General features: G+C 71.9%; 18 protein-coding genes and 1 tRNA gene. 13 read left to right on the top strand and 6 right to left on the bottom strand.

Features of this window, described 5'->3' with window-relative positions; translation table 11 throughout:
• Positions 1–45: 45 nt before the first annotated feature.
• Positions 46–1800 carry a histidine kinase gene (locus ACIPWY_RS21470; protein WP_362906576.1) on the top strand — a complete coding sequence of 585 codons (1755 nt, stop codon included), beginning with the start codon at positions 46–48 and terminating at the stop codon, positions 1798–1800.
• Positions 1791–2435, top strand: a complete 645-nt coding sequence (locus tag ACIPWY_RS21465; protein ID WP_362906574.1) for a response regulator transcription factor — start codon at positions 1791–1793, stop codon at positions 2433–2435. Before ACIPWY_RS21470 ends, ACIPWY_RS21465 begins: the two co-directional genes overlap by 10 nt.
• Positions 2436–2650: 215 nt before the next feature.
• Here the strand turns inward: ACIPWY_RS21465 and ACIPWY_RS21460 are convergent, their stop codons facing one another.
• Positions 2651–3763 carry a cobalt-precorrin-5B (C(1))-methyltransferase gene (locus tag ACIPWY_RS21460; protein WP_389546286.1) on the bottom strand — a complete coding sequence of 371 codons (1113 nt, stop codon included), beginning with the start codon at positions 3761–3763 and terminating at the stop codon, positions 2651–2653.
• A gap of 17 nt (positions 3764–3780) precedes the next feature.
• On the opposite strand from ACIPWY_RS21460, the gene ACIPWY_RS21455 reads away from it, so the two are divergent.
• Positions 3781–4524, top strand: coding sequence for a cobalt-precorrin-6A reductase (locus ACIPWY_RS21455; RefSeq protein WP_393702627.1), 744 nt, complete (start codon positions 3781–3783; stop codon positions 4522–4524).
• Positions 4525–4643: 119 nt separating this feature from the next.
• Here ACIPWY_RS21455 and ACIPWY_RS21450 read toward each other — a convergent pair whose 3' ends face one another.
• Positions 4644–5285: a precorrin-8X methylmutase gene (locus ACIPWY_RS21450; protein ID WP_362906568.1), complete on the bottom strand. Its 642-nt coding sequence runs from the start codon at positions 5283–5285 to the stop codon at positions 4644–4646.
• Positions 5286–5385: 100 nt separating this feature from the next.
• On the opposite strand from ACIPWY_RS21450, the gene ACIPWY_RS21445 reads away from it, so the two are divergent.
• From ACIPWY_RS21445 to ACIPWY_RS21430, 4 genes are all read left to right on the top strand, one after another.
• Positions 5386–6573, top strand: a complete 1188-nt coding sequence (locus ACIPWY_RS21445; protein WP_393702625.1) for a thiolase family protein — start codon at positions 5386–5388, stop codon at positions 6571–6573.
• 31 nt (positions 6574–6604) lie between these two features.
• Entirely contained in the window at positions 6605–7366 is a 762-nt protein-coding gene (fabG, locus tag ACIPWY_RS21440) for a 3-oxoacyl-ACP reductase FabG (RefSeq protein ID WP_393702623.1), read from the top strand.
• A 67-nt stretch (positions 7367–7433) separates the two neighbouring features.
• The gene (locus ACIPWY_RS21435) at positions 7434–8957 is read left to right on the top strand and encodes a long-chain fatty acid--CoA ligase (protein ID WP_393702621.1); all 1524 of its coding nucleotides are present in this window, start codon (positions 7434–7436) and stop codon (positions 8955–8957) included.
• Between the two features lie 112 nt (positions 8958–9069).
• Positions 9070–9825 carry a sulfite exporter TauE/SafE family protein gene (locus tag ACIPWY_RS21430; RefSeq protein WP_362906563.1) on the top strand — a complete coding sequence of 252 codons (756 nt, stop codon included), beginning with the start codon at positions 9070–9072 and terminating at the stop codon, positions 9823–9825.
• Between the two features lie 7 nt (positions 9826–9832).
• Here ACIPWY_RS21430 and ACIPWY_RS21425 read toward each other — a convergent pair whose 3' ends face one another.
• Together ACIPWY_RS21425 and ACIPWY_RS21420 are read right to left on the bottom strand one after the other, a co-directional pair.
• Positions 9833–11908, bottom strand: coding sequence for an MDR family MFS transporter (locus ACIPWY_RS21425; RefSeq protein WP_393702619.1), 2076 nt, complete (start codon positions 11906–11908; stop codon positions 9833–9835).
• Between the two features lie 195 nt (positions 11909–12103).
• Entirely contained in the window at positions 12104–12613 is a 510-nt protein-coding gene (locus ACIPWY_RS21420; protein WP_393702617.1) for a DUF309 domain-containing protein, read from the bottom strand.
• A 147-nt stretch (positions 12614–12760) separates the two neighbouring features.
• On the opposite strand from ACIPWY_RS21420, the gene ACIPWY_RS21415 reads away from it, so the two are divergent.
• Positions 12761–12834: transfer RNA gene (locus ACIPWY_RS21415), tRNA-Pro, on the top strand.
• 62 nt (positions 12835–12896) lie between these two features.
• On the opposite strand, the gene ACIPWY_RS21410 is transcribed toward ACIPWY_RS21415, so the two are convergent.
• The gene (locus tag ACIPWY_RS21410) at positions 12897–14444 is read right to left on the bottom strand and encodes an amino acid permease (protein WP_393702615.1); all 1548 of its coding nucleotides are present in this window, start codon (positions 14442–14444) and stop codon (positions 12897–12899) included.
• Between the two features lie 134 nt (positions 14445–14578).
• On the opposite strand from ACIPWY_RS21410, the gene ACIPWY_RS21405 reads away from it, so the two are divergent.
• The 3 genes from ACIPWY_RS21405 to ACIPWY_RS21395 are packed head-to-tail and all read left to right on the top strand — an operon-like array spanning position 14579 to position 18746.
• The gene (locus ACIPWY_RS21405; protein ID WP_393702613.1) at positions 14579–16051 is read left to right on the top strand and encodes an FGGY family carbohydrate kinase; all 1473 of its coding nucleotides are present in this window, start codon (positions 14579–14581) and stop codon (positions 16049–16051) included.
• Positions 16048–17490 carry an FAD-dependent oxidoreductase gene (locus ACIPWY_RS21400; RefSeq protein WP_393702611.1) on the top strand — a complete coding sequence of 481 codons (1443 nt, stop codon included), beginning with the start codon at positions 16048–16050 and terminating at the stop codon, positions 17488–17490. Before ACIPWY_RS21405 ends, ACIPWY_RS21400 begins: the two co-directional genes overlap by 4 nt.
• The gene (locus tag ACIPWY_RS21395; RefSeq protein ID WP_393702609.1) at positions 17487–18746 is read left to right on the top strand and encodes an NAD(P)/FAD-dependent oxidoreductase; all 1260 of its coding nucleotides are present in this window, start codon (positions 17487–17489) and stop codon (positions 18744–18746) included. Before ACIPWY_RS21400 ends, ACIPWY_RS21395 begins: the two co-directional genes overlap by 4 nt.
• A gap of 219 nt (positions 18747–18965) precedes the next feature.
• Here the strand turns inward: ACIPWY_RS21395 and ACIPWY_RS21390 are convergent, their stop codons facing one another.
• Entirely contained in the window at positions 18966–19703 is a 738-nt protein-coding gene (locus ACIPWY_RS21390) for a dienelactone hydrolase family protein (RefSeq protein WP_393702607.1), read from the bottom strand.
• Positions 19704–20251: 548 nt separating this feature from the next.
• Here ACIPWY_RS21390 and ACIPWY_RS21385 point away from each other — a divergent pair.
• Positions 20252–21244, top strand: coding sequence for a LamG-like jellyroll fold domain-containing protein (locus ACIPWY_RS21385; RefSeq protein ID WP_401534401.1), 993 nt, complete (start codon positions 20252–20254; stop codon positions 21242–21244).
• 60 nt (positions 21245–21304) lie between these two features.
• On the top strand, positions 21305–23428 hold the full coding sequence (locus tag ACIPWY_RS21380; protein WP_401534399.1) for a PQQ-dependent sugar dehydrogenase: 2124 nt from the start codon (positions 21305–21307) through the stop codon (positions 23426–23428).
• The last annotated feature ends 29 nt before the right edge of the window (positions 23429–23457 follow it).

Here is a 23457-nt window from a genome sequence, read left to right as displayed (position 1 = left end):
ACACCGAGTGCGCGCCGTTCCCCCGAATGGCTTACCGTGTGGGCCGTGGACAGTCAGGGGAAGCGTGCGGTTCGGCTGCGCCTGACCGGGGCCGCGGCACTCGCCGCCGTATCGGGAGCGGCGGGTTCGTGGGCGTACCTGCGGGCCGGTGGCTCCGCGGGCGACGTGGTGCGGGACCTCTCCGTGGGCTGGGCGTACGCGGCCGCGGGGATCATGGCCTGGCGGCGCAGGCCCGCCAACCGGACCGGCCCCCTGATGATCGCCGAGGGCGTCACCTGGTTCCTCGGGAACCTCCAAGGCACTTCCGTACCCGCCCTGTTCGCGTTCGGGGCCTGGTGGGAGGCGCTGAACATGGCGATCCTCCTGCACCTCATCCTGTGCTTCCCCGAGGGCCGCCTCACGACCGTCCTGACCCGGCGCCTGGTCCAGTTCGCGTACGGGCTGGTCGCGGTCGGCGGCCTGCTGCGCACGCTCCTGTTCGACCCGGCGCAGGCCACCGGCGCGACGTATCTCGACTGCGTGGGCTGCGGTCCGAACGCCCTGTTCATTCCCGGCACCCACGACCTCTTCGGCCCCGTCGACACCGTGTACCACGCGCTCGGCTGGGTCATCTCAGCCGGCGCCGCGGTGGCCGTGGTCCAGCGCTGGCGGCACGCCTCCGCCGCCCGCAGGCAGGCACTGCTCCCGGCCTGGATCGGTATCGGCGTCGCCGTCGTGTTCCTGATGTGGGACATGCTCTTCTACGTCGTGCCGTGGTTCGGCGACGTCGGCGACACCGGTGAGCAGGCCGTCTATCTGCTGTCCGATCTCGCACAGGTCGCCGTGCCGTTCGCGTTCCTCGCCGGACTGCTGCGCATGCACCTCCAGCGCGCCGAGGTCAGCGGCCTCGTCATCGAGGTCGGCACCGATCCCGACCCTGCCCGGCTGCGCGAGGCGCTGGCCCGCGTCCTGGGCGACCCGACGCTACGTCTCGGCCTGTGGCGCGAGGAGCGCGGCGCGTACGTCGACGGCTCCGGGCGCGAGGTGACGTCGGACGGCATCGGCCGCACCCCCGTCGGAGCGGCGGACGGACGGCCGCTCGCGCTCCTGCACCACGACCCCGCCCTCATGGACGACCCGGAACTCCTCGCGTCCGTCGCCGCCGCACTGCGCCTCGCGCTGGAGAACGTGTGGCTGCGCTCCCGCGCCAGGGACGTGAGCACGCGGATCGTGGAGGCGGCCGACTCCGAACGCAAGCGCCTGGAGCGGGATCTGCACGACGGGGCCCAGGCCAGGCTGGTCTTCGCGCTGATGGCGCTGCGACGTGTCGAACGAGGCCTCGCCGACCACCCCGACGCCGGCCTGCGCGCCTCCGTGACCGAGGCCGAGTCCAGCCTCAGGCTCGCCATCGAGGAACTGCGCGGCCTCGCCCACGGTCTGCACCCGGCGGTCCTCACGCGCGAGGGTCTCGGCCCCGCGCTGACCGCGCTGGCCAGGGAGGCGACCCTGCCGGTCGTCGTCGCGGCCGAACCCCGGCGCTACGACGCGGTCGTCGAGTCGACCGCCTACTTCACGGTGTGCGAGGCCCTGTCGAACGCGGCCAAGCACGCCGGTGCCCGCGCCGTCAGCGTCTCCGCGACGCACCACGACGGCCGGCTCGTCATCGAGACCGTGGACGACGGAGTCGGGGGAGCGGACAGCGCGCGCGGCAGCGGCCTGCGCGGCCTCGCGGACCGGCTCGCCGCCGTCGACGGAGTGTTGCATGTACACAGTCCCGCCGGTGGCGGGACCAGAATCAGGGCGGAGCTTCCGTGCGGGTGATCGTTGCCGAGGACTCGGCGCTGCTGCGGCAGGGGATCGTACGACTGCTGTCGGACGAGGGTTTCGAAGTGTCCGCGGAGTGTTGCGACACGGGGCCGCTCCTCGCGCTCGTCGCCGAGCACCGTCCGGACGCCGTGCTCCTCGACATCCGCATGCCGCCGACGCACACCGACGAGGGTCTGGTCGCGGCGGCGGCGATCCGCGCGGCCCACCCGGGCACGGGCGTGCTGCTGCTGTCCCAGTACGTCGAGACGACCGACACCGTCAGGGCCCTGGCGGAGCAGCCCGAGGGTTTCGGCTATCTGCTCAAGGAGCGCGTCGCCGACATCGACGAACTCGGCGGAGCGCTCAAGCGCGTGGCGTCCGGCGAGACGGTCCTCGACCCGCTCGTGGTGGCCAAGCTCATGAACACCCCGCGCCCCACGAGCCCCCTCGACGAACTCACCGGCAGAGAACGGGACGTGCTGGCCCTGATGGCCGAGGGCCACTCGAACGAGGCGATAGCCCAGCGTCTCGTCATCGGCGGAAAGACCGTGGAGACGCACGTACGGAACATCTTCGGCAAGCTGCGCCTGGAGCAGGATCTGCTCGAACACCGGCGCGTGCGCGCCGTGTTGACCTACCTGCGCGGCTGACCCCGCTCTCGCGGGCGAAGTGAAGAGGTCCCGGCTGACCGCTCCGAAGGCGACATCGTCCCCCGATTTGCCCCCGTGGCTCCCCCGTACGTCGACTGCGGAGCGGTGCCGGTGAACTCAACTCTAGGCAGCCCGCGCGCCGGGGACATCAGGGCCAGCCCTGAGATCCGGAGTAGTTGCTACCGGAACCGGGCCGTGGGGGCCGAAGCAGGTGTTCAGCGGGGTGCGCAGCGACCGACCACCGCACCCGCGCGGTCGATGCAGACTACATCGACTTGAACGGGCGCGCCCCGCAGCACGCTCAACGCCTCGTCGCGGGCGGTCGCGGCGACCAGGTCGCCGAGCGGCGGCCACAACTGGAGTGCGGCGAGGCCCGTGTTGGCGTCCGCCACCGCCGCCGCGACCTCCGCGCCCGCGCCGCCGTCGGCAGCGAGTCCGGCCAGGAACGACTTGTCGACCTGCGAGCGCGCCGAGTGCAGATCCAGATGCCCGGCCGCGAGCTTCGACAGCTTGGCGAACCCGCCGCAGATCGTGAGCCGGTCGACGGGGTGCCGGCGCACGTACTTGAGGACGGCGCCCGCGAAGTCACCCATGTCGAGAAGCGCGTCCTCGGGCAGCCCGTACTCGGCGACGACGGTCTTCTCGGACGTCGACCCGGTGCAGCCCGCCACATGCGTGCGCCCGGCGGCCCGCGCCACGTCCACGCCCCGCCGGATCGAGTCGATCCACGCCGAGCAGGAGTACGGCACCACGATGCCCGTCGTCCCCAGAATGGACAGCCCGCCGAGGATCCCGAGCCGCGGATTCCAGGTCGACCGGGCGATCTCCTCGCCGTGGTCGACGGACACGGTGATCTCGACGTCACCGCTCCCGCCGTGGCGCTGCGCCACAGCCGCGACGTGGTCCCGCATCATCTGCCGCGGCACGGGGTTGATGGCGGGTTCCCCGACGGCGAGAGGCAGCCCGGGACGGGTCACGGTGCCGACGCCCGCGCCCGCCCGGAACACGACGCCGGATCCGGCGGCCAGCAGCCGCACCGATGCGCGCACCAGCGCGCCGTGCGTGACGTCCGGGTCGTCGCCCGCGTCCTTCACTATGCCCGCCATCGCGTGCTCGCCCGTCAGCTCCTCGGCCGCCAGCGCGAACGCGGGCGTCTGCCCCTTCGGCAGCGTGATCGCCACCGGGTCGGGGAAGTCGCCGGTCAGCAGCGCGGTGTACGCGGCCGTGGCCGCCCCCGTCGCACAGGCGCCGGTCGTCCAGCCGGGGCGCAGGCCGGTGTGCTTGAGTTGGGCGCCGCGTCCGCCCTTGGCCCCGCCCGCCTCACTCATGAAGGGACCCCACACCCGTGCACGTACTGATCCTCGGCGGCACGACCGAGGCCCGACGCCTCGCGCAGGCCTTGACCACCCGCCACCCCGGGTGGCGCGTGACGAGCTCGCTGGCCGGCCGCGTCGCGCAGCCCGTGCTGCCCGCGGGCGAGGTGCGGACCGGCGGTTTCGGGGGAGCCGATGGCCTGGCCCGCGCGCTGCGCGAGCTCCAGGTGGACGCGCTCATCGACGCCACCCATCCTTTCGCCGGGACGATCAGTTTCCACGCGGCCCAGGCAGCCGCCACGGCCCATGTTCCCCTGCTGGCCCTGCGCCGCCCCGGCTGGGTCCCCGCTCCGGGCGACGACTGGCACGGCGTCGCTTCGCTGGAGGAGGCGGCGAGGCGTCTGCCGACGCTGGGCCGACGCGCGTTCCTGACGGTCGGCCGCCTGGGCCTCTCGGCCTTCGCGGACATCGGTGACGTGCTCTGCGTCGTGCGCTCCGTGGATGCCCCTGAGCCGCCTCTGCCGCCCCGGTCGCAGGTGCTGCTCGCCCGTGGGCCGTTCACGCTGGAGGGCGAGCGGGCGGTGCTGCGGGAGTACGGCATCGACGTGCTGGTGACGAAGGATGCCGGGGGAGAGGCGACGGCGGCGAAGCTGGTCGCCGCGCGGGAGGCGCGGATCCCGGTGATCGTGGTGGAGCGGCCGACGGCGCCGGTGGGGGTGACGGTGCTGGGATCGGTGGGGGAGGCGGTGGAGTGGGTGAGGGGGATCGGGCGCTGATCGCCATTTCGGGCTGGATTCTTGTTGATCGCGCCTGAATGTTCAGCCCCTCCGGCGTTTGAGGAGCGGGGTCTGGGGCGGAGCCCCAGGACTTCGGGAAGGGGCGGGGTGGGGGAGGACTACTCAACCTCACAAGCCACGGCATTGACGGCCGCCGCGGCCATCGCGCTGCCTCCCCTGCGCCCCCGCACCACCAAATACTCCAGCCCCAATTCCCCCGCATGCTCGGCCAGCGCGTCCTTCGACTCCACCGCCCCCACGAACCCGACCGGAACCCCGATCACCGCGGCAGGCGGCTCCGCCCCCTCCCGTACCAGTTCCAGGAGCCGGAAAAGTGCGGTGGGCGCATTGCCCACAGCGACAACGGCCCCGCCCATCCGCTCCCGCCACAGCTCCAGGGCCGCGGCGGAGCGCGTCGTGCCGAGGCGCTCGGCGAGCGCCGGAACCGACGGGTCGGACAGCGTGCACACCACCTCGTTGTCCGCGGGCAGCCGCTTCCGGGTGATCCCGCTGGCGACCATGGACACGTCGCACAGGACGGGCGCGCCGCCGCGCAGCGCCTCGCGGGCGCGGACCGCGACGTCCGGGGAGTACGCGAGGTCGCCCGCCAGGTCGACCATCCCGCACGCGTGGATCATCCGGACCGCGACCTGGGCCACCTCCGCGGGCATCCCGCCGAGATCGGCCTCGGCGCGGATCGTGGCGAAGGACCGGCGGTAGATCTCCGCCCCGGACTTCTCGTACTCGAACGCAGTGCTCACGGCGGGGAGCCTATCCAGCGGTCACCACTTCACAGGGTGCGGGGCCCGGGTCTATAGTCGAAAACTAGCAGTGCTAATTAACTTCCCTCTGGAGCCGCACGTGCGTCCCGTCCACTTCGCCGCCGCCCGCCGCACCCCGATCGGAAAGCTGCGCGGGGCCCTGTCCACCGTGCGCCCTGACGACCTCGCGGCCGGTGTCATCCGCGGCCTGCTCGCCGGTGTGCCGCAGCTCGACCCGGCCCGGATCGACGACGTCTACTGGGGCGCCGCGAACCAGGCCGGCGAGGACAACCGCAACATCGCGCGCATGGCCGCCCTCCTCGCAGGCCTGCCCGAGTCCGTACCCGGCGCGACCGTGAACCGGCTGTGCGCCTCCGGGCTCGAAGCCGTCACCACCGCCGCCCGCACCATCGCCTCCGGCGAGGCCGACGTCGTCCTCGCCGGCGGCTCCGAGTCCATGAGCCGCGCCCCCTTCGTGCTCCAGCGCCCCGACGAGGCACTGCCGCACAAGATGGAGACGTACGACACGCGCCTGGGCTGGCGGCTGGTCAACCCGAAGATGAAGGAGCTGCACGGCGTCCTCGCCATGGGGGAGACGGCGGAGGAGGTCGCCGACCGCTACGACGTCTCGCGCGAGCGCCAGGACGCCTTCGCGCTGCGCAGCCACCACAACGCCGCCCAGGCCCGCAAGAACGGCCTCTTCGACGCCGAGATCCTCCCCGTCACGCGCCCGGACGGCGTCGTCGTCGAGCAGGACGAGTGCATCCGCCCCGACACGTCCCTGGAGAAGCTGGGTGGCCTCAAGCCAGTCTTCCGCAAGGGCGGCACCGTCACCGCGGGCAACGCCTCACCCATGAACGACGGCGCCGCGGGCCTCCTCCTGGTCAGTGAGGACGCCCTGCACGACCTCGGCCTGGAATCCCTCGGCCGGTACGTCGCCGGCGCCTCCGCCGGAGTCCACCCCGACGTCATGGGCATCGGCCCCGTCCCCGCCACGCAGAAGGCGCTCGCCCGCGTCGGCTGGTCCGTCGGCGACGTCCAGGAGGCGGAGTTCAACGAGGCGTTCGCCGCCCAGGCCCTCGCCTGCGTCGACGCTCTCGGCATCGACCCCGAGCTGGTCAACCCGACCGGCGGCGCCATCGCGCTCGGCCACCCGCTCGGCTGCTCCGGCGCCCGCATCCTCACCACCCTGCTTCACCGCATGCGCCGCACCGGCGGCTCGCGCGGCCTCGCCACCATGTGCGTCGGCGTCGGCCAGGGGTCCGCCGTCCTCGTCGAGCGCGCCTGAACTCCCGTACAACGTAAGGAATGCGAAGAAGATGAGCAGCAGGTTCACCGGCCGTGTGGCCGTCGTCACGGGTGCCGCGCAGGGGATCGGCGCCGCCACCGCCCTGCGGCTGGCCGAGGAGGGCGCGACCGTGGCCGTCGTCGACCTCACGGCCGAGCGCGCCGAGGCCACCGTCGAGGCGATCCGCGCCAAGGGCGGTCAGGCGTCCGCGTACGGCTGCGACGTCACCGACCAGGACGCCGTCGAGGCCACCTTCGCGCGCATCGATGACGAACTCGGCGCACTGCACATCCTGGTCAACAACGCGGGCGTCACCCGCGACGGCATGTTCTTCAAGATGCCGAAGTCCGACTGGGACACCGTCATCAACGTGAACCTCAGCAGCGTCTACAACTGCTCGCAGGCCGCGCAGAAGTACATGTCGCAGGCCGGCTACGGGAAGATCGTCTCCCTGTCGTCGCGCTCCGCCCTCGGCAACCGCGGCCAGGCCAACTACGCCGCCGCCAAGGCCGGCATCCAGGGCTTCACCGCCACCCTCGCCATCGAACTCGGCCGCTTCAACATCAACGTGAACGCCGTGGCGCCCGGCTACATCGCCACCGCCATGACCGCCGCGACCGCCGAGCGCGTCGGCACCACCGCCGAGGACCACCAGAAGCTCGCGGCCGAGCGCACCCCGCTCGGCCGCGTCGGACAGCCCGAGGACATCGCGTCCGTCGTCGCCTTCCTCGCCAGCGACGACGCCTCCTACGTCAGCGGTCAGACGCTGTACGTGAACGGCGGCGCGCGCTGACACATCGCTGAGCTGTACCTGGTTCAGAGCCGCACCAGAAGTCAGTACGGAACGGAGCACCACCCTCATGGCAACCCTGTCCCTCGCCGCGATCCTCGCCGAGTCCGCCCGCCGTCACCCGGACAAGGCCGGGCTCGTCGAAGGTGAACTGCGCATCACCTTCAAGGAGTTGTGGCTCCAGGCCCGCAAGCAGGCCGCCGCGCTCGTCGGACTCGGGGTGCGGCCGGGGGACAAGGTGGCGCTGATGGCGCCCAACGTGGCCGAGTTCCCGCGCGCGTACTATGCCGCGCTCGCCGCGGGCGCCGTCGTCGTCCCCGTACACCTGCTCCTGTCCGCCGGGGAGGTCGAGCACGTCCTGCGCGACAGCGGCGCCACGCTGCTCCTGTGCCACCCGGGTCAGGCGAAGACGGGCGGGGCGGCGGCCGAGGCGACCGGCGTGCGCATGCTGACCCTCGGCGAGGGCGGCGACCTGGAGCGGCTCACGCACGAGGCCGAGCCACTGCCCACGTACCTCACCCGCGACGCGGACGACCCGGCCGTCGTCTTCTACACCAGCGGCACCACCGGCGTCCCCAAGGGCGCCGTCCTCAGCCACTTCAACCTGGTGATGAACGCGACGGTCAGCGCCTTCGACGGCCACGACGTGCGCTCCGACGACATCGCGCTCGGCGCCCTTCCGCTGTTCCACGCCTTCGGGCAGACCGTCTCCATGAACGCGACGTGGCGCGCCGGCGCCACCCTCGTCCTGCTCCCGCGCTTCGACGCGGCCAAGGCCATCGACCTGATGGTCGCCGAGGGCGTCAACACCTTCCACGGCGTGCCCACCATGTACGTGAACCTGGTGGCCGCGGCGGCAGCGGCCGAGAAGCTGCCCACCCTCAAGGTCTGCGTCTCGGGCGGCGCCTCGCTCCCCGTGGCCGTCCTGGAGCGCTTCCAGGACGCCTTCGGCGCCACCGTCTACGAGGGCTACGGACTCTCCGAGACGTCCCCGGCCGCCGCCACCAACCAGCCGATCTTCGGCGCGCGCCCGGGCACGATCGGGCACCCCATGTGGGGCATCGACGTGGAGATCGCCCGCGCCGAGGTCGAGGACCGCGTGGAGCTGCTCCCCGAGGGCGAACTCGGCGAGGTCGTCGTGCGCGGCCACTGTGTCTTCACCGGATACCTGGGGCGCCCCGAGGCCACCGCGGAAGCCCTCGTCGACGGCTGGTTCCGCACGGGCGACCTCGGCACCAAGGACGAGGACGGCTATCTGCGCATCGTCGACCGCAAGAAGGACGTCATCATCCGCGGCGGCTACAACGTGTACCCGCGCGAGGTCGAAGAGGTCCTGATGCGCCACCCCGGCGTCGCCCAGGTCGCCGTCATCGGCCTGCCCGACCCCGTGCACGGCGAGGAGGTCTGCGCCGTGATCATCCGCAAGCAGGACGAGGGGAGCGCGGCCGCCGGCGCCGACGAGATCACCGAGTGGTCCAAGGAACACCTGGGCCGCCACAAGTACCCCCGCCGCATCGAGTTCGCCGACGAGCTGCCGCTCGGCCCGAGCATGAAGATCCTCAAGCGGGAACTGCGCGCCCGGTACGCCGCCTGATACACCGACTGATTCACCGACAGACCCCGGGAGCACGCATACGGGGCGCCGTCCCAGCATGCGGCGCCCCCTGCCGCCGGGCCGATAGATGGGTCTAGCATCTGTCCCCGGTATGTACTCCATAACCCTCTGGGAATTTGCCGCGCTCGCCGCCGCGGCCGTGCTCGTCGGCTTCTCGAAAACGGCCGTCAGCGGCGCCAACACGGTCAGCCTCGCCATCTTCGCGGCGGTCCTGCCCGCCCGCGAGTCCACCGGCATCCTGCTGCCCGTCCTCATCGCCGGCGACATCCTCGCCGTACTGACCTACCGCAGACACGCCCACTGGCCCACCCTGTGGCGCCTCTTCCCGGCCGTGGCCGGCGGCGTGGTCCTCGGCACGCTGTTCATGGTGTGGGCCGACGACGCCATGGTGCGTACGTCGATCGGGGCGATCCTGCTCCTGATGGCCGCCGTCACGGTGTGGCGCAGACGCCGGGCGGACGCGCCGGACGTCGAGGAGAGCGCGAGCCGCGCCGGCCGCGCGAAGGCCCGCTCCTACGGCGTGCTCGGCGGCTTCACCACCATGGTCGCCAACGCCGGCGGGCCCGTCATGTCGATGTACCTGCTCTCGGCGGGCTTCCGCAAGCTCGGCTTCCTCGGCACCTCCGCGTGGTTCTTCCTCATCGTCAACTCGGCCAAGGTGCCGTTCAGCGTGGGCCTGGGCCTGATCAACGGGCGTTCGCTCCTCCTCGACGCGGCGCTCGCCCTGTTCGTCGTCCCCGGCGCGTTCATCGGCAAGGCCTGCGTGCACCGCATCAACCAGCGGCTGTTCGAACGCCTCGTGATCGCGGCGACCGTCGTCGGCGGGGTGCAGCTCCTGCTGCGCTGAGCCACCGTCACGAAGCGGACAGGACCTTGTCCCGGCTCCGCGACGTCAGGCCGTGCTCCAGGTCCTCGGCCAGCAGCCGCTTCGCGATCGTGTCCACGGCGGCCCGCAGGTCCTTGCCCGGCGGCCTGCCGAGGTCCGCCTCCACCTGCCGGCTCAGCCAGGATCCCCAGGCGTGACTGATCTCGTCCGCCTCGCGCTGCCCCGCCGCCGTGGTCGAGAAGTAGTGGCCGGCGCGCGTCAGATAGCCCTCCTCGACCATGCGGTCGAAGACCGGCACCAGGACCTCGGGCGGCAGGCGGCGACGGGCCGCGATCATGCCGAGGCTCGCGTGCCCCACCATCCGCGTGAAGAACTCCACCTGCATCACGGCCCACGCGCCCGCGATGTCGAGCCGCGTGTCCGACTCCGCCAGGATGCGCCGGGCGGTGTCCAGGTCCGTCGACTTGACGATGTCGCCGACGGCCCGTTCGAGCAGGATCGCCGAGTCCCCGCCCTGCGGCGACGCGAAGCCCTCGCCCATGTCGGACGACCCCAGCCGCGCGCTGTCCCGCAGCTGAACCTGCTTCAGGAAGAGCGCCACGATGAAACCGAGCAGCGCGACCGGAACCGTCCACAGGAACACGGTGTGCAGCGTGTCGGCGTACGCCTCCACGATCGGCTGACGCGCCGGGGCGGGCAGGCGGTGCAGCCCGTCCGGGCTCTGCGCCGCCCTGGCGATCACGGCCGGCCGCGCGACCCCGGTCCGCGCCGCGGCGGCGACCCCGTCGGCGAGGTTCGTCTTGAGCGTGTTGGCGTAGATGGTGCCGAACACGGCCGTACCGAAGGAACTGCCGAGCGTACGGAAGAAGGTGACGCCCGACGTGGCCGTGCCCAGATCCGTGTACTCGACGGTGTTCTGCACCGCGATCGTCAGGACCTGCATGCACAGGCCGATGCCGGCGCCGAGCACGAACATGTACAGCGACGCGAGCCAGGCGCTGGTCGAACTGTCCATCCGGGACAGCAGGTACAGCCCCACCGCCATGATCACCGAGCCCACGATGGGGAACAGCCGGTACTGGCCCGTCTTGCTGACGACGTTGCCGCTGAACACCGACGCGAGCAGCAGACCGATCACCATCGGCAGGGTGCGCACGCCGGAGACCGTGGCCGAGTCGCCGTCCACGTACTGGAGATAGGTCGGCAGGAACGTCAGCGCGCCGAGCATCGCGAAACCCACGATGAAGCTCAGCACGGAGCACACCGTGAACACCGGATTGCCGAACAGCCGCATCGGCAGCATGGGTTCGGCGGCGCGGGTCTCCACCCAGCAGAACCCGGCGAGCGCGACGAGGCCGAGCGCGAACAGGCCGATGATGGTGGGCGAACCCCACGCGTACTCGTTCCCGCCCCAGCTCGTCGCCAGGATGAGCGCGCTCGCGCCGACCGCGACCAGCGCGATGCCGAGATAGTCGATCACCGGACGGAGCGCCGACTTCACGACGGGGATCGTGCGAGCCGCGGCGATCACCACGAGGATCGCGATCGGTACGTTCACGTAGAACGCCCAGCGCCAGGTCAGGTGGTCCGTGAACAGACCGCCGAGCAGCGGACCGATCACGGTCGCGACCCCGAAGACGGCGCCGATGGCCCCTTGGTACTTGCCCCGCTCCCGCAGCGGGATGACATCGGCGATCAGCGCCATCGCCGTCACCATCAGGCCACCCGCGCCGATGCCCTGCACCGCGCGCCACGCGATGAGCAGCGTCATGTTCGTCGAGAGTCCGCACAGGAACGAACCGGTGATGAAGACGATCGCCGAGACCTGGAAGACCACCTTGCGCCCGAACAGGTCACCGAACTTGCCGACCAGCACCGTGGCGACGGTCTCCGCGAGGAGGTAGGCCGTCACGACCCACGACATGTGCGCGGCGCCGCCCAGATCCGACACGATCGTGGGGAGCGCCGTGCCGACGATCGTCTGGTCGAGCGCGGCCAGCAGCATGCCCAGCATGATCGTCACGAAGACGACGTTGCGGCGCCGCCGGTCCAGCACGGGCGGCTGCGTCGCCGGGGGCTGCACGGTCTCCGTTGTGGTGGTCACCCGGCCAGCCTCACATCGGGAACCGGGGTGCGCATGGCGGGCCGGTACGGATGGGTGGGCCGGAAGGGGTGGTGGGCCGGTACGGATGGGTGGGCCTTGGGCCGGTGTTCGGGGGGCGGGCGGGGTTCGTGGGTCGCTGCGACTTGTGCGGGGGCCGCACGCGCAGCTCCCCGCGCCCCTCACCGGGCGCGCACCCTAGTCTCCGTGCAGGCTCGGCGCACGCCTTGCCGCGTCGACCGGAGTGTCCGCCTGTTCCACCTCGGCAGCCAGGTCGGTGGCCCACGTGGTCAGCCTCACCGCGTCGATTCCGTAGGGGCGCTGGCGGCCCGTGGTCTCGGTCCATGTCGTGACTCCCGTCGCGCCCCGGCGCAGAAGGCGGGCGCCGCCCGACGTGTTGCCGCGGGCCGCGTGCGTCAGGCCCACCGCCAGCTGCGCCAGGGCCCGCCACAGACCCCGCTCCCCGTCCGGCCCCGACTTCCACGCGTCCTCGAACACCTCGTGCGCGTGGAACGGCCTGCCCGCGTCGAGCAGCGCCTGCGCCTGCGCGACCGTCTCCGCGGGAGTCCGCACCACCCCCTCCGGCTGCCGCGCCACCCCCTCCGCGCCGTACGGCAGCGGACGGCCGAGGCCGTCGCGGGGGCGCGCGTTCCGAGCCCGCCCCTCCTCGTCACGGTCGCGGTCCAGGCCACTGCTCATGTCACTCATGCCTCGATTGTCCCGCGTCTGCGGCCGGCCGTCCGGGCACGGTCCAGCCGCTGCCCCAAGCCCCTCGCACCGGCTACGGACCACCCCTGAGCTTGGGGTATTGTTCTTTCTGCGCCGCCAAGCGGAACACCCGCCGGGCGGCGCGACCGGGACGTGGCGCAGCTTGGTAGCGCACTTGACTGGGGGTCAAGGGGTCGCAGGTTCAAATCCTGTCGTCCCGACTTTTCGAAGTCGCAGATCAGGGGCCGTGTCAGAGCAATCTGACACGGCCCCTGATCGTGTGTCAGCCCTGGGCGCCGGAAGCCCCCGGATCGGTCTCCTTCTCCTGCTTCGCCGGAGGCGTCCCGTACGTGTCGCGCGCCGCGTACCACCACACCGTCGCCAGGATCAGCACAACGGCCAGGGCCGCCGACGCGTAGTTCATCGAGCCGACCGTCACCGGTGACGCCTGTGGCAGGCAGAACAGGATCGTCACGAACGCCACCCATGTCACCGCGGTCCAGCCGACCGGTCTGCTCCAGCGGCCCAGGTTCCAGGGTCCTGGGGCGAAGCGGTCGCCCGCCCGCAGACGCAGCAGGATCGGGATCGCGTACGCGGGCGTGATGCCGATGACGTTGATGGCGGTCACCGCTCCGTACGCCGTAGCGGAGTAGAGGGACGGCAGCGCGATCACGGCGGCGAGGCCCACGGACAGCCACACGGCGGGTACGGGGGTCCGGGTGCGGGCGCTCACCTTGCGCCACAGGGCCGAGCCCGGCAGCGCGTTGTCGCGGCTGAACGCGAACACCATGCGGCTGGTCGCCGCCACCTCGGCATTGCCGCAGAACAGCTGGGCCACGATCACGATCAGGAGCAGCGCCGTCGCCCCCGACGTGCCGACTGCGTCGATCATGATCTGCGCGGGCGGCACCCCGGTGGTGCTGTCCTGTGCGCCCGCGTAGTCCTGGATCGCGAACGTCAGTCCCGCGAGCAGCACGAACCCGGCGATCCACGAGACCCACACGGCCCGTACGATGCCGCGCGCCGCGGAGACGGAGGCGTTCGACGTCTCCTCCGAGAGATGCGCGGACGCGTCGTAACCGGAGAACGTGTACTGCGCGAGGAGCAGGCCGATCGCTGCGACGTACAGCGGGTTGTGCCAGCCGGTGTCGTTGACGAACTCGGTGAACACGAAGGACGGTGACCGGTGGTGGTCGGGGACGATCGCGAGGACGCCGACGATCACGGCCACGCCCGCCAGGTGCCACCACACGCTGATCGAGTTGAGCAGGCTGACCAGGCGGACGTCGAAGAGGTTCAGGGCGGCGTGCACGAAGAGGATGGCGAGGAAGATCAGGAAGGTCGATCCCGGTGTCGGGTCGAAGCCGAACCGGAGGTTGAGGAGCGCGCCGGTGAACAGGGCCGCGCCGTAGTCGATTCCGGCGATCGCGCCGAGCAGGCCCAGGAGGTTGAGCCAGCCCGTGTACCAGCCCCAGCGGCGGCCGCCGAGCCGGTCGGCCATGTAGTAGAGGGCGCCGGACGTCGGATACGCGCTGGTGACCTCGGCGAGCGCCAGGGCGACGAGGAGGACGAAGAGGCCGACGCCGGCCCAGCCCCACATCATCACGGCCGGACCGCCGGTGCCGAGGCCGAATCCGTAGAGCGTCATGCAGCCGGACAGGATGGAGATCACGGAGAAGCTGATGGCGAAGTTGCCGAAGCCGCCCATGCGGCGGGCCAGGACCGGCTGGTAGCCCAGCTCCCTGAGTCTGGCCTCCTCGTCCGGCGGCTGCCCGGCCGGCCCGGACGCGGTGGGGGTCGACGAGGTGGTGCGTATTTCCGGTGTGGACATGAGCTCCTCTTGTGGGGAGAGAGGTGGCGTGAAGTCCCGTATGGTGTACGAAAATTGATGGACAATCAGTTTAGGTGGAAGGGGTGCAGGGGCGCCCTTGACTCTCTCGCGGGGGCTGTAGCAGGCTTCCCGCGGTGATCAGGAATGACAGCGGGCCGCGCGAAGGGACCGTCCTCGCCATCGATCAGGGCACTTCGGGGACGAAGGCCCTCGTCGTCTGCCCACGCCGCGGCGTGATCGGTTCCGGTACCGCGGCCGTACGTCCGCGCCACCTCCCTGGCGGCCTCGTCGAGGTCGATCCGGGCGCGCTCCTGGGCTCGGTGCTCGACGCGGGGCGCCGTGCGCTGACCGCGGCGGGCGAGCCCGTCTGCGCCGTCGGACTCGCCAACCAGGGCGAGACGGTCCTCGCCTGGGACCCCGCGTCGGGCAGACCGCTGACGGACGCGATCGTCTGGCAGGACCGGCGGGCCGAGACGCTGTGCGAGGAACTCGCCCCGCAGGCCGATGAGTTGAGGCAGCTGACCGGGCTGCCGCTCGACCCCTACTTCGCCGCTCCCAAGATGGCCTGGGTCCGCCGCCACCTCACCCGCGACGGCGTCGTCACCACCAGCGACGTCTGGCTCGTCCACCAGCTGACCGGCGCGTTCGTCACCGATGCCGCCACGGCGGGACGCACGCAGCTCCTCGACCTGGACACCGTCGCGTGGTCGCCCCGCGCCCTGGACATCTTCGGTCTCGCCGGCGAGCGGCTGCCGGACATAGTCGACGCCGCGGGACCCGTCGGTACGACGAACGCTTTCGGCCCCGAACTCCCCCTGACCGGGCTCCTGGTGGACCAGCAGGCCGCCCTGCTCGCGCAGGACGTGACCGAGCGCGGAACCGCCAAGTGCACGTATGGAACAGGGGCGTTCCTGCTCGCCCCGACCGGTGATCGCCCGCACCGCAGCGACTCGGGACTCGCCGGCTGCGTCGCCTGGCGCCTCGCCGGGCGGAGCAGCTACTGCCTCGACGGGCAGGTCTACACCGCCGCCTCCGCCGTCCGCTGGCTCACCGACCTCGGGGTGATCGCGGGGGCCGAGGACATCGATCCGGTGGGATCGGCCGTGCCCGACACGGGCGGTGTCACCTTCGTGCCCGCCCTCGCCGGTCTCGCGGCCCCGTGGTGGCGCGGCGACCTGCGCGGCTCCCTGACGGGCCTCGGCCTGGACACGACCTCGGGTCACGTCGTCCGCGCCCTGTGCGAGGGGATCGCCGCGCAGGTCGTCTCGCTCGCGGACGCCGTCGCCGCCGACCTGGGCGAACCGCTGCGCACCCTGCGCGTCGACGGCGGCCTGACCCGGTCTGCCCTGCTGATGCAGACCCAGGCGGACCTCCTCCAACTACCCGTGGAGGTCGCCGAGTTGCCGGACGCGACCGCGCTCGGCGCGGGTGTCGTCGCCCGGCTCGGGCTCGATCCCGCGCTCACCGTGCGGGACGCGGTCCCGCAAAGGCGGCCCGCCGCCGTGTACGAGCCGCGCATCGACGCCGCGCAGGCCGCCGAACGCCTCGACGGGTTCCGCTCGGCGGTGGCGACGCTCCTCGACCGCACACCGACGGCGTCCTCATGACCGTCATGACCAAAGGGGCGGTGTCGTCCAAAGGGCCGCTGCCGTCCAGGCCCTATGACGTCGCGGTCGTCGGCGCCGGTGTCGTCGGTACCGCCATTGCCCGCGAGCTGGCGCGCCACCCACGTCTGCGGATCGCTCTCGTGGAGGCGTCGGGCGACGTCGGCGACGGCACGTCCAAGGCCAACACGGCGATCCTGCACACCGGGTTCGACGCGGTGCCCGGCTCGCTGGAGTCCCGTCTCGTCAGGGAGGGGCAGCGGCTTCTCGCCGTCTACGCGGCCGAGTCGGGAATCCCCGTCGAGCCGGTCGGCGCGCTGCTCATCGCCTGGAACGACACTCAACTCGCGGCGTTGTCCGGCTTGTTGCAGAAGGCGAGGCGCAACGGATGCGGCGCCGCGCGGATCATCGGCGCCGACGAGACCCGGGCCCGCGAACCGCACCTCGGCCCCGGAGCGCTCGGCGCCCTCGACGTGCCGGGCGAGAGCATCATCTGCCCCTGGACGACCACACTGGCGTACGCCACCCAAGCGGTGCGCTCCGGCGTCGACCTGCACCTCGACTCGCGGGTGCTCTCGGTCGGTTCGGACGAAGGCGGCCATGTTCTGTCCACGTCGCGCGGCGCCCTCCGGGCGCGGTTCCTCGTCAACGCGGCGGGGCTGAACGCCGACGTGCTCGACCGGCTCGTCCTCGGGCGCGGCGACTTCACCGTCACCCCGCGCCGCGGCCAGCTCATCGTCTTCGACGAACTCGCCCGCGACCTGGTCAGGCACATCCTCCTTCCGGTGCCGACCGCACTCGGCAAGGGCGTCCTCGTGGCGCCGACCGTCTACGGCAACGTACTGCTCGGCCCGACCGCCGAGGATCTCGACGACAAGGCGGCCACCGGCACGACGGCGGAGGGACTCGACGGGCTGCTCGCGAAAGGGCGCCGCATCCTGCCGGCCCTGGTCCACGAGGAGGTCACCGCCGTCTACGCGGGCCTGCGGGCCGCCACCGAACACGACGACTACCGGATCCGCTGCCACGAGGACCGGCGCTATGTCACCGCGGGCGGCATCCGCTCGACCGGGCTCACCGCGTCGATGGCGATCGCGGCGCATGTCACGGGCCTGATCGCCGATGCCGACCCCGGCCTCGGCCTCAAGGAGCCGGTCGACCTGACGCCCGTCCACATGCCCAACCTCGGCGAGGCCTTCCCCCGCCCCTACCAGCGCGCCGACCTCATCGCGACCGACCCCGCGTACGGCACCATCGTCTGCCACTGCGAGCGCGTGACCCGCGGCGAGATCAGGGACGCACTGATCAGCACGGTCCCGCCCGCTTCCCTGGAGGGACTGCGCCGCAGGACCCGGGCGCGGGGCGGCCGGTGCCAGGGGTTCTACTGCGGGGCCGCGGTGCGTGAACTCCATGAGGGGCGGGGCGAGTGGGGGCAGGCATGACACGGCGGCGGCGGAGCGTCGACGTGGTCGTCGTCGGCGCGGGGCCCGCCGGGCTGGCCGTCGCCCGCGGCCTCGCCGAGCGCGGCGCGGGCGTCGTGGAGGTCCTGGAGCGTGAGGTGGTGGCGGGCGGCGTGCCGCGGCACTGCCACCACCGCGGGTTCGGGCGGTGGGGCGTGACCGGGCCGCAGTACGCGGCCAGGACCGTCGAGGCCGCGCTCGGCTCCGGCGCACGCGTGCGGACCGGGGTCACCGCCACCGCATGGGCGGGCCCCCTCACTCTGGACACCACCGGCCCGCACGGGCTCGAACGCATCACCGCACGCGCCGTCGTCCTCGCCACCGGTGCCCGCGAACGTCCGCGCAGCGCACGCCTCGTCCCCGGCACCCGCCCCGCGGGAGTGCTCACCACCGGCGAGCTCCAGCAGGCCGTCCACCTCCATGGACAGCCGGTCGGCACCCGCGCGGTCGTCGTCGGCGCCGAACCGGTCGCTTACGCGGCCCTGTCCGCCCTGCGCCGCGCCGATGTCACCGTCGCCGCGCTCACCACCGAGGAGCCGCGCCACCAGCTGGGCCGGGCGCGGGCCGCGGCCGCCCGCATCGGTCACGGCGTCCCCGTGCTCACCGGCGCGACCGTGGCCGAACTCCTGGGCAGTGGACGGCTCTCAGGCGTGCGGCTGCGGCATCTCGACGGGCGGCTGACGACGGTCGACTGCGACACCGTGGTGTTCACCGGGGACTTCGTGCCGGACCACGAGCTGGCGCGGCGCGGGGGAGTGGCACTCGATCCCGGGACGCGGGGACCCGCCGTCGACGGCGCGTTCCGCACCGGCGTCACGGGTGTCTTCGCTGTGGGGAACGTGCTGCACGCGGTGGAGCCGGCGCTGTGGGCGGCCCGCGAGGGCGCTCTCGCGGCCGACGCCGTAGGCCAGTTCCTCGACGGCGCCGGTCCGGCGTCCGGCGGACCCGCGATCGAGGTCGCGGCGCCCCTGCGCTGGATGGCGCCGAACCGGGTGGCTCCGCAGGTGCCGGTCGACCGCTTCGTCCTGCGCACGTCGCAGGCGCTGGTGCGGCCCGTACTCGTCGTCACCCAGGACGGCCGCCGCCTGCACCGCCAGTACGTACCGCGCGGCGCTCTCCCCCACCGGACACTGCACTTGGCGGGCCACTGGACGGGGAGGACCGACCCCACGGGCGGCCCGGTCCGGATCACGCTGGGCGGGCTCAGGGGCCGCGTCGTCGGAGCGTCCATGGAGTGATGTGCGCCCGAGCGGCGGCGGCCTTCAGCCGGACTCTGTGCCGGCGGCGGATGCGCCTTCGTTCCGTTCCCCGGCCCAGTACGTATTTACTGTGGCAGTTGCGAACGCTTCTCCGTGATCGAGCATCCGCTCGAATGTGGTTCTGCTGTGTGGACTTGAGGGGAGGGGACTCTCAGTGCACGACGCGGACCAGGCCCGGCGCCAGGCTGTTTGCCTGGGTCATGCCTCCAGATCCTCCGTCACGGGCAGGCACTCGGCGAGCAGGCCGACGATGTCGCGCCAGGCTCGCCGCGCGTGCTGTGGGTGGTAGCCGACGCCGGGGACCACGGGGTGGTCGACCGGCGGGTGGTGGAAGGCGTGCAAGGCGCCCCCGTAGATGACGAGGCGCCAGTCGACGCCCGCGGCCTGCATCTCGGCGGTGAACGCGTTCCGTTGCGCGGGCGGCATGATCGGGTCTTCCGACCCGACCCCGGCCCACACCGGGCAGCGAATGCGCGCCGCCTCGCCCGGACGGCCCGTGGTAGTTGCGTTGACTGTCCCGATCGCGCGGAGGTTGACGCCGCCGCGCCCGAGTTCCAGCCCGACGGCGCCCCCGGTGCCGTAGCCGACGGCGGCGATCCGGTCGGGGTCGGTCCGCGGTTCGGCGCGCAACACGTCGAGCGCCGCGTGACCGATGCCCCGCATCCGGTCGGGATCAGCGAGCAGCGGCATGCAACGGGCCAGCATCTCCTCGGGGTCACCCAAATAGCGCCCGCCGTGAAGGTCGAAGGCCAGCGCTACATATCCCAGCTCGGCGAGAGCATCGGCCCGGCGGCGCTCGACGTCGCTGAGCCCCATGCCCTCTGGTCCGAGCAGCACAGCGGGCCGGCGGTCGACACCGGCCGGGAGCGCGAGGTGCCCGATCATCGTCAAACCGTCCGCCGGGTACTCGACCGTACGCGTCGTAATCTTCGTCATGAGACTGGACTGTAGTGATCGTCGAGCCCGGTCCGGCCACTCTTCTGCCGCTGCCAGAACAGCGCGGGTGTCCCTCTGAAATACGGGACGGGCCGGCGCTCAGGGCTTCGAGATCATCTCGTTGCCCCTTTGGCGCGTACCTCGGTCACACCCCGTCCTCGTCCAGCAGCAGGCACAGGAATAAAAGGGGGCACTGACAACAGGCCGACCCCGCAAGCCGGTTCAGCACTCGGCCGCTCAGGGGCGTACGGGGCCCGTCCTGTTGCCGCGAGCAGGGCCATGGAAGGCACACGCCCCCGGAAAGCTACGAAGCCGGACTGCGACTACGCGCCCTGATTGAGATGCGCGTCCGGCGTGATCCAAACGAGAGGCCCCAGGGGCGGCCCGCCTCGGCTGCCCGGTGGTGCGCCTACGGAAAATGGCGCGGACACGCCCATTGTCAGGGTTGCGGCGAGGGAGTTACATGGTCCCCGCACGTGACGAAAGCGCTTTCTGCCGGTCCGGGAGCCCCCTGGTCGGCAGCCCCTTCGTTGCCGCTCGGAGGCCGCATGAGACCGCCCCGCACCAGACGTACCGCCCTCGCCGCCGTGGCCCTCGCCTCGGCCGCCGCCCTCGCCGCCGCCGCGCTTCCCGCGCAGGCGAGTGGCCCCGCCTCCGCGGTCTCCGCGCAGGCCAACAGTCCGGGCCCACAAGGCCCGTTGCGCTTCCACGCGGTGGCCGCCTACGACTTCGGGCACCCCGATCCCGCCGATCCCGCGAGGGAGCGGGACATCGGACGCTCAGGCACCCCGCTCACGCTCATCAACGGCGGCTCCGCGATGCGCGTCGATGACGAGGCGTACCGGGGCAGCTCGCCCGCTCTCCAGGTGCGCCAGCAGAACCCGGCCACGGCCGGCAACGACGACTGGAAAGCCGGTACTTGGGACGAGGGCGGGGTCGGTTCCCTCGGCGCGTTCAACAGCGCCAAGTCCGCCACCGTCATGGGCTGGTTCAAGATGACGGGTGACAACCCCACCCTCAACTCCAACACCGCCGATCCCACCGACCGCTACGGAGCGATCGGGCTCGCCGGGGTGCTCTCCGGCACCAGTGACGGGCACGCCGTCCGCGCGCTGCTCGAACTCATCCAGGTCAACGGCGAGTTGAAGCTCGTCGCGCTCGGCCGCCGCCTCGACAGCGGCGCCTCCCAGACCTTCGCCGCCTCCGCCGACTGGCAGCAGGTCCTGCCCCGCGGAGAGTGGGTCCATCTGGCCGCCACCTTCGACTTCCGCGACGGCACGATGGCCCTGTACCGCGACGGCAAGCCCCTCGACGGCTTCTACGTCACGCCGGGCGACCCCTGGGAGCTCACCACCACGCCGGCGCCACACCGCGCCTCGCCGACCGACCCGCGCGGCATCAAGGTCGGCGGCAGCTTCCCGCAGAACACACGCGAGAACAACGCCTGCGACTGCCGCATGGACGATCTCCTCTTCCTGGACCGCGAGGTGACGGCTGGTCAGGTGCGGGCCGAGTACCGGCGCATGACGCGGGGCCACTGACACCGCGTACCCCACTGCCAGACCTCTTCCCAGCCGTACCCGCCGTCCGAAGGGACCCGCATGGCAGCACGACGCAAGAACCCAAGACTCTGGGCGGCCTTCGCCGTCACCGCCACCTTGGCCCTCGGCGGACTCGCCGCGCCCTCGCACGCCGACGAGCCCGCTCCCGCCGCCGCGACAGCGGGTCTGACCGACCCGATCCCGGAGAAGCCCGCCCAGTCGAGCACGGGCCTGGTCCTCACGGAGTACGCCCAGTTCCCCAAGTCGGAGCCGGTCCCGGCCCCCACGGACCCGCGCCTGGTGCGCCACGCCAGGATCAACACCATCAACGAACTCCCCGACGGATCGGGCCGGATGGCGACCCCGGACCTCAACGGGACGCTCTATCTCACCGACCCGGGCACCGCCGGCGCGGACACCGGCGGCACCCCGCACCCGTACCTCGACGTGAAGGGCACCTTCCCGAACTTCTTCTCGGGCCGCGGCCTCGGCCAGGGCTTCGGATACGCCGCGTTCCACCCGCAGTTCGCGAAGAACGGCCGCTTCTACACCATCCACACCGAACTCGCCTCGCAGGTCACCCAGGCCCCCGACTTCAAGCAGGCAGGCACCACCACCTATCACGGCGTCATCACCGAGTGGACCGCCGACGACCCGAAGGCCGCCGTCTTCCACGGCACCCACCGCGAGGTCCTGCGCATCGGCTTCACCGGCCAGGTGCACGGCATCCAGCAGATCGACTTCAACCCGACCGCGAAGCCCCACGACAAGGACTACGGGCTGCTCTACCTCGCCGTCGGCGACGGCGGCCAGGGCGTCGGCAACAGCGAACCGCAGAACATGGCGCTCCCGCACGGCAAGCTCCTGCGCATCGACCCGGCGGGCCGCAACAGCGCGAACGGCAAGTACGGCATCCCGGCCGCCAACCCGTTCGTGTCCACACCGGGCGCCCTCGGCGAGATCTACGCCGTCGGCATGCGCGACCCGCACCGCTTCAGCTGGGACACCGGCGGCAGCCACCGCATGTACCTCGGCCACATCGGCGAGCACGCCATCGAGTCGGTCTACGAGGTCAGGGCCGGAGACAACTTCGGCTGGAGCGAACGCGAGGGCCCGTTCCTCTTCGACAAGAAGACCACCGACCCGTGCGCCCGCATCGCGCCCCTGCCCGCCGACGACGCCAAATACGGCTACACCTACCCCGTCGCCGCCTACGACCACGATCCCGGAGCGGACTGGGACTGCCGCTCGGACGTGGGCCGCGCGATCGCCGGAGGCTTCGTCTACCGCGGCAAGGACGCGCCCGAGCTGCGCGGCACGTACATCTTCGGGGACCTCGTCGACGGGCGGATCCTGGCCGCCGACACCCACGACATGCGCCGTGGTGCCGGTCTCGCGCCCCTCAAGTCGCTGATGCTGTTCGACCAGGCCACCGGTAAGAAGGTCACCATGCGCGACCTCGCCGGCGACCAGCGCGTCGACCTGCGCTTCGGTACCGACCTGGCCGGTGACCTGTACATCGTCTCCAAGGCGAACGGCAAGGTCTGGAAGGTCACCGGCACCCGCACCTTCGCCGACTGCAAGGTGGGCCACACCCCCACGACGCACACCACCGGCGCGGACAACTGGGCCCCGGTCACCCCCGCCAAATGGGAGTTCACCCGGCGCGAGACGGTCCTCACCGAGCCGGGCGTCTCCCGTCCCGGCCCGCGCCGCCCCTTCGAGTACGCCGTCCTCACCGCGGGCCCCCGCTACTCGAACGTCACCGTCGAGGCCGAGGTACGCATCGACACCCCGGTCGACATCACGAACCGGGACGTCATCGTCGTCTGGGACTACAACTCCGACACCCAGTTCCAGTACGCGCACCTGTCCAGCGACAACAGCATCTACCCGCACAACGGCCTGTTCACGGTCGACAACGCGGACCGGCTGCGCATCGACGACCAGTGGAACGGCTCCTACGGCGCGCCCCCGGCCATCAAGGACGCCGCCTGGCACAAGGTCCGCCTCACGCACTGCGCGGACACCGGCGAGACGGCCGTCTACATGGACGGCAGCCGCACTCCGCTGATCACGGGCACGGACCCGGTGTTCTCCTCGGGCCGCGTGGGATTCGGCTCGTTCGACAACAACGGCCGGATCCGGAACCTGAAGGTCACGGGGACGCCGGCGCGGGACTGACCTCTCGGGGTCGGGAGCACGCGTGGGGG

The organism is Streptomyces sp. NPDC090032, assembly GCF_044748025.1.
Classification (GTDB): Bacteria; Actinomycetota; Actinomycetes; order Streptomycetales; family Streptomycetaceae; genus Streptomyces.
Note: the sequence above shows the minus strand (reverse complement) of the source record. Positions and strands in the feature narration are given on the sequence as shown.

Excerpts from the sequence above, each read along its gene's own strand:
- ACIPWY_RS21400 (WP_393702611.1), top strand. The coding sequence starts at position 16,048 with ATGACCGTCATGACCAAAGGGGCGGTGTCGTCCAAAGGGCCGCTGCCG.
- fabG (WP_393702623.1), top strand. The coding sequence starts at position 6,605 with ATGAGCAGCAGGTTCACCGGCCGTGTGGCCGTCGTCACGGGTGCCGCG.
- ACIPWY_RS21410 (WP_393702615.1), bottom strand. The coding sequence starts at position 14,444 with ATGTCCACACCGGAAATACGCACCACCTCGTCGACCCCCACCGCGTCC.
- ACIPWY_RS21395 (WP_393702609.1), top strand. The coding sequence starts at position 17,487 with ATGACACGGCGGCGGCGGAGCGTCGACGTGGTCGTCGTCGGCGCGGGG.
- ACIPWY_RS21435 (WP_393702621.1), top strand. The coding sequence starts at position 7,434 with ATGGCAACCCTGTCCCTCGCCGCGATCCTCGCCGAGTCCGCCCGCCGT.
- ACIPWY_RS21460 (WP_389546286.1), bottom strand. The coding sequence starts at position 3,763 with ATGAGTGAGGCGGGCGGGGCCAAGGGCGGACGCGGCGCCCAACTCAAG.
- ACIPWY_RS21420 (WP_393702617.1), bottom strand. The coding sequence starts at position 12,613 with ATGAGTGACATGAGCAGTGGCCTGGACCGCGACCGTGACGAGGAGGGG.
- ACIPWY_RS21430 (WP_362906563.1), top strand. The coding sequence starts at position 9,070 with ATGTACTCCATAACCCTCTGGGAATTTGCCGCGCTCGCCGCCGCGGCC.
- ACIPWY_RS21385 (WP_401534401.1), top strand. The coding sequence starts at position 20,252 with ATGAGACCGCCCCGCACCAGACGTACCGCCCTCGCCGCCGTGGCCCTC.
- ACIPWY_RS21390 (WP_393702607.1), bottom strand. The coding sequence starts at position 19,703 with ATGACGAAGATTACGACGCGTACGGTCGAGTACCCGGCGGACGGTTTG.
- ACIPWY_RS21380 (WP_401534399.1), top strand. The coding sequence starts at position 21,305 with ATGGCAGCACGACGCAAGAACCCAAGACTCTGGGCGGCCTTCGCCGTC.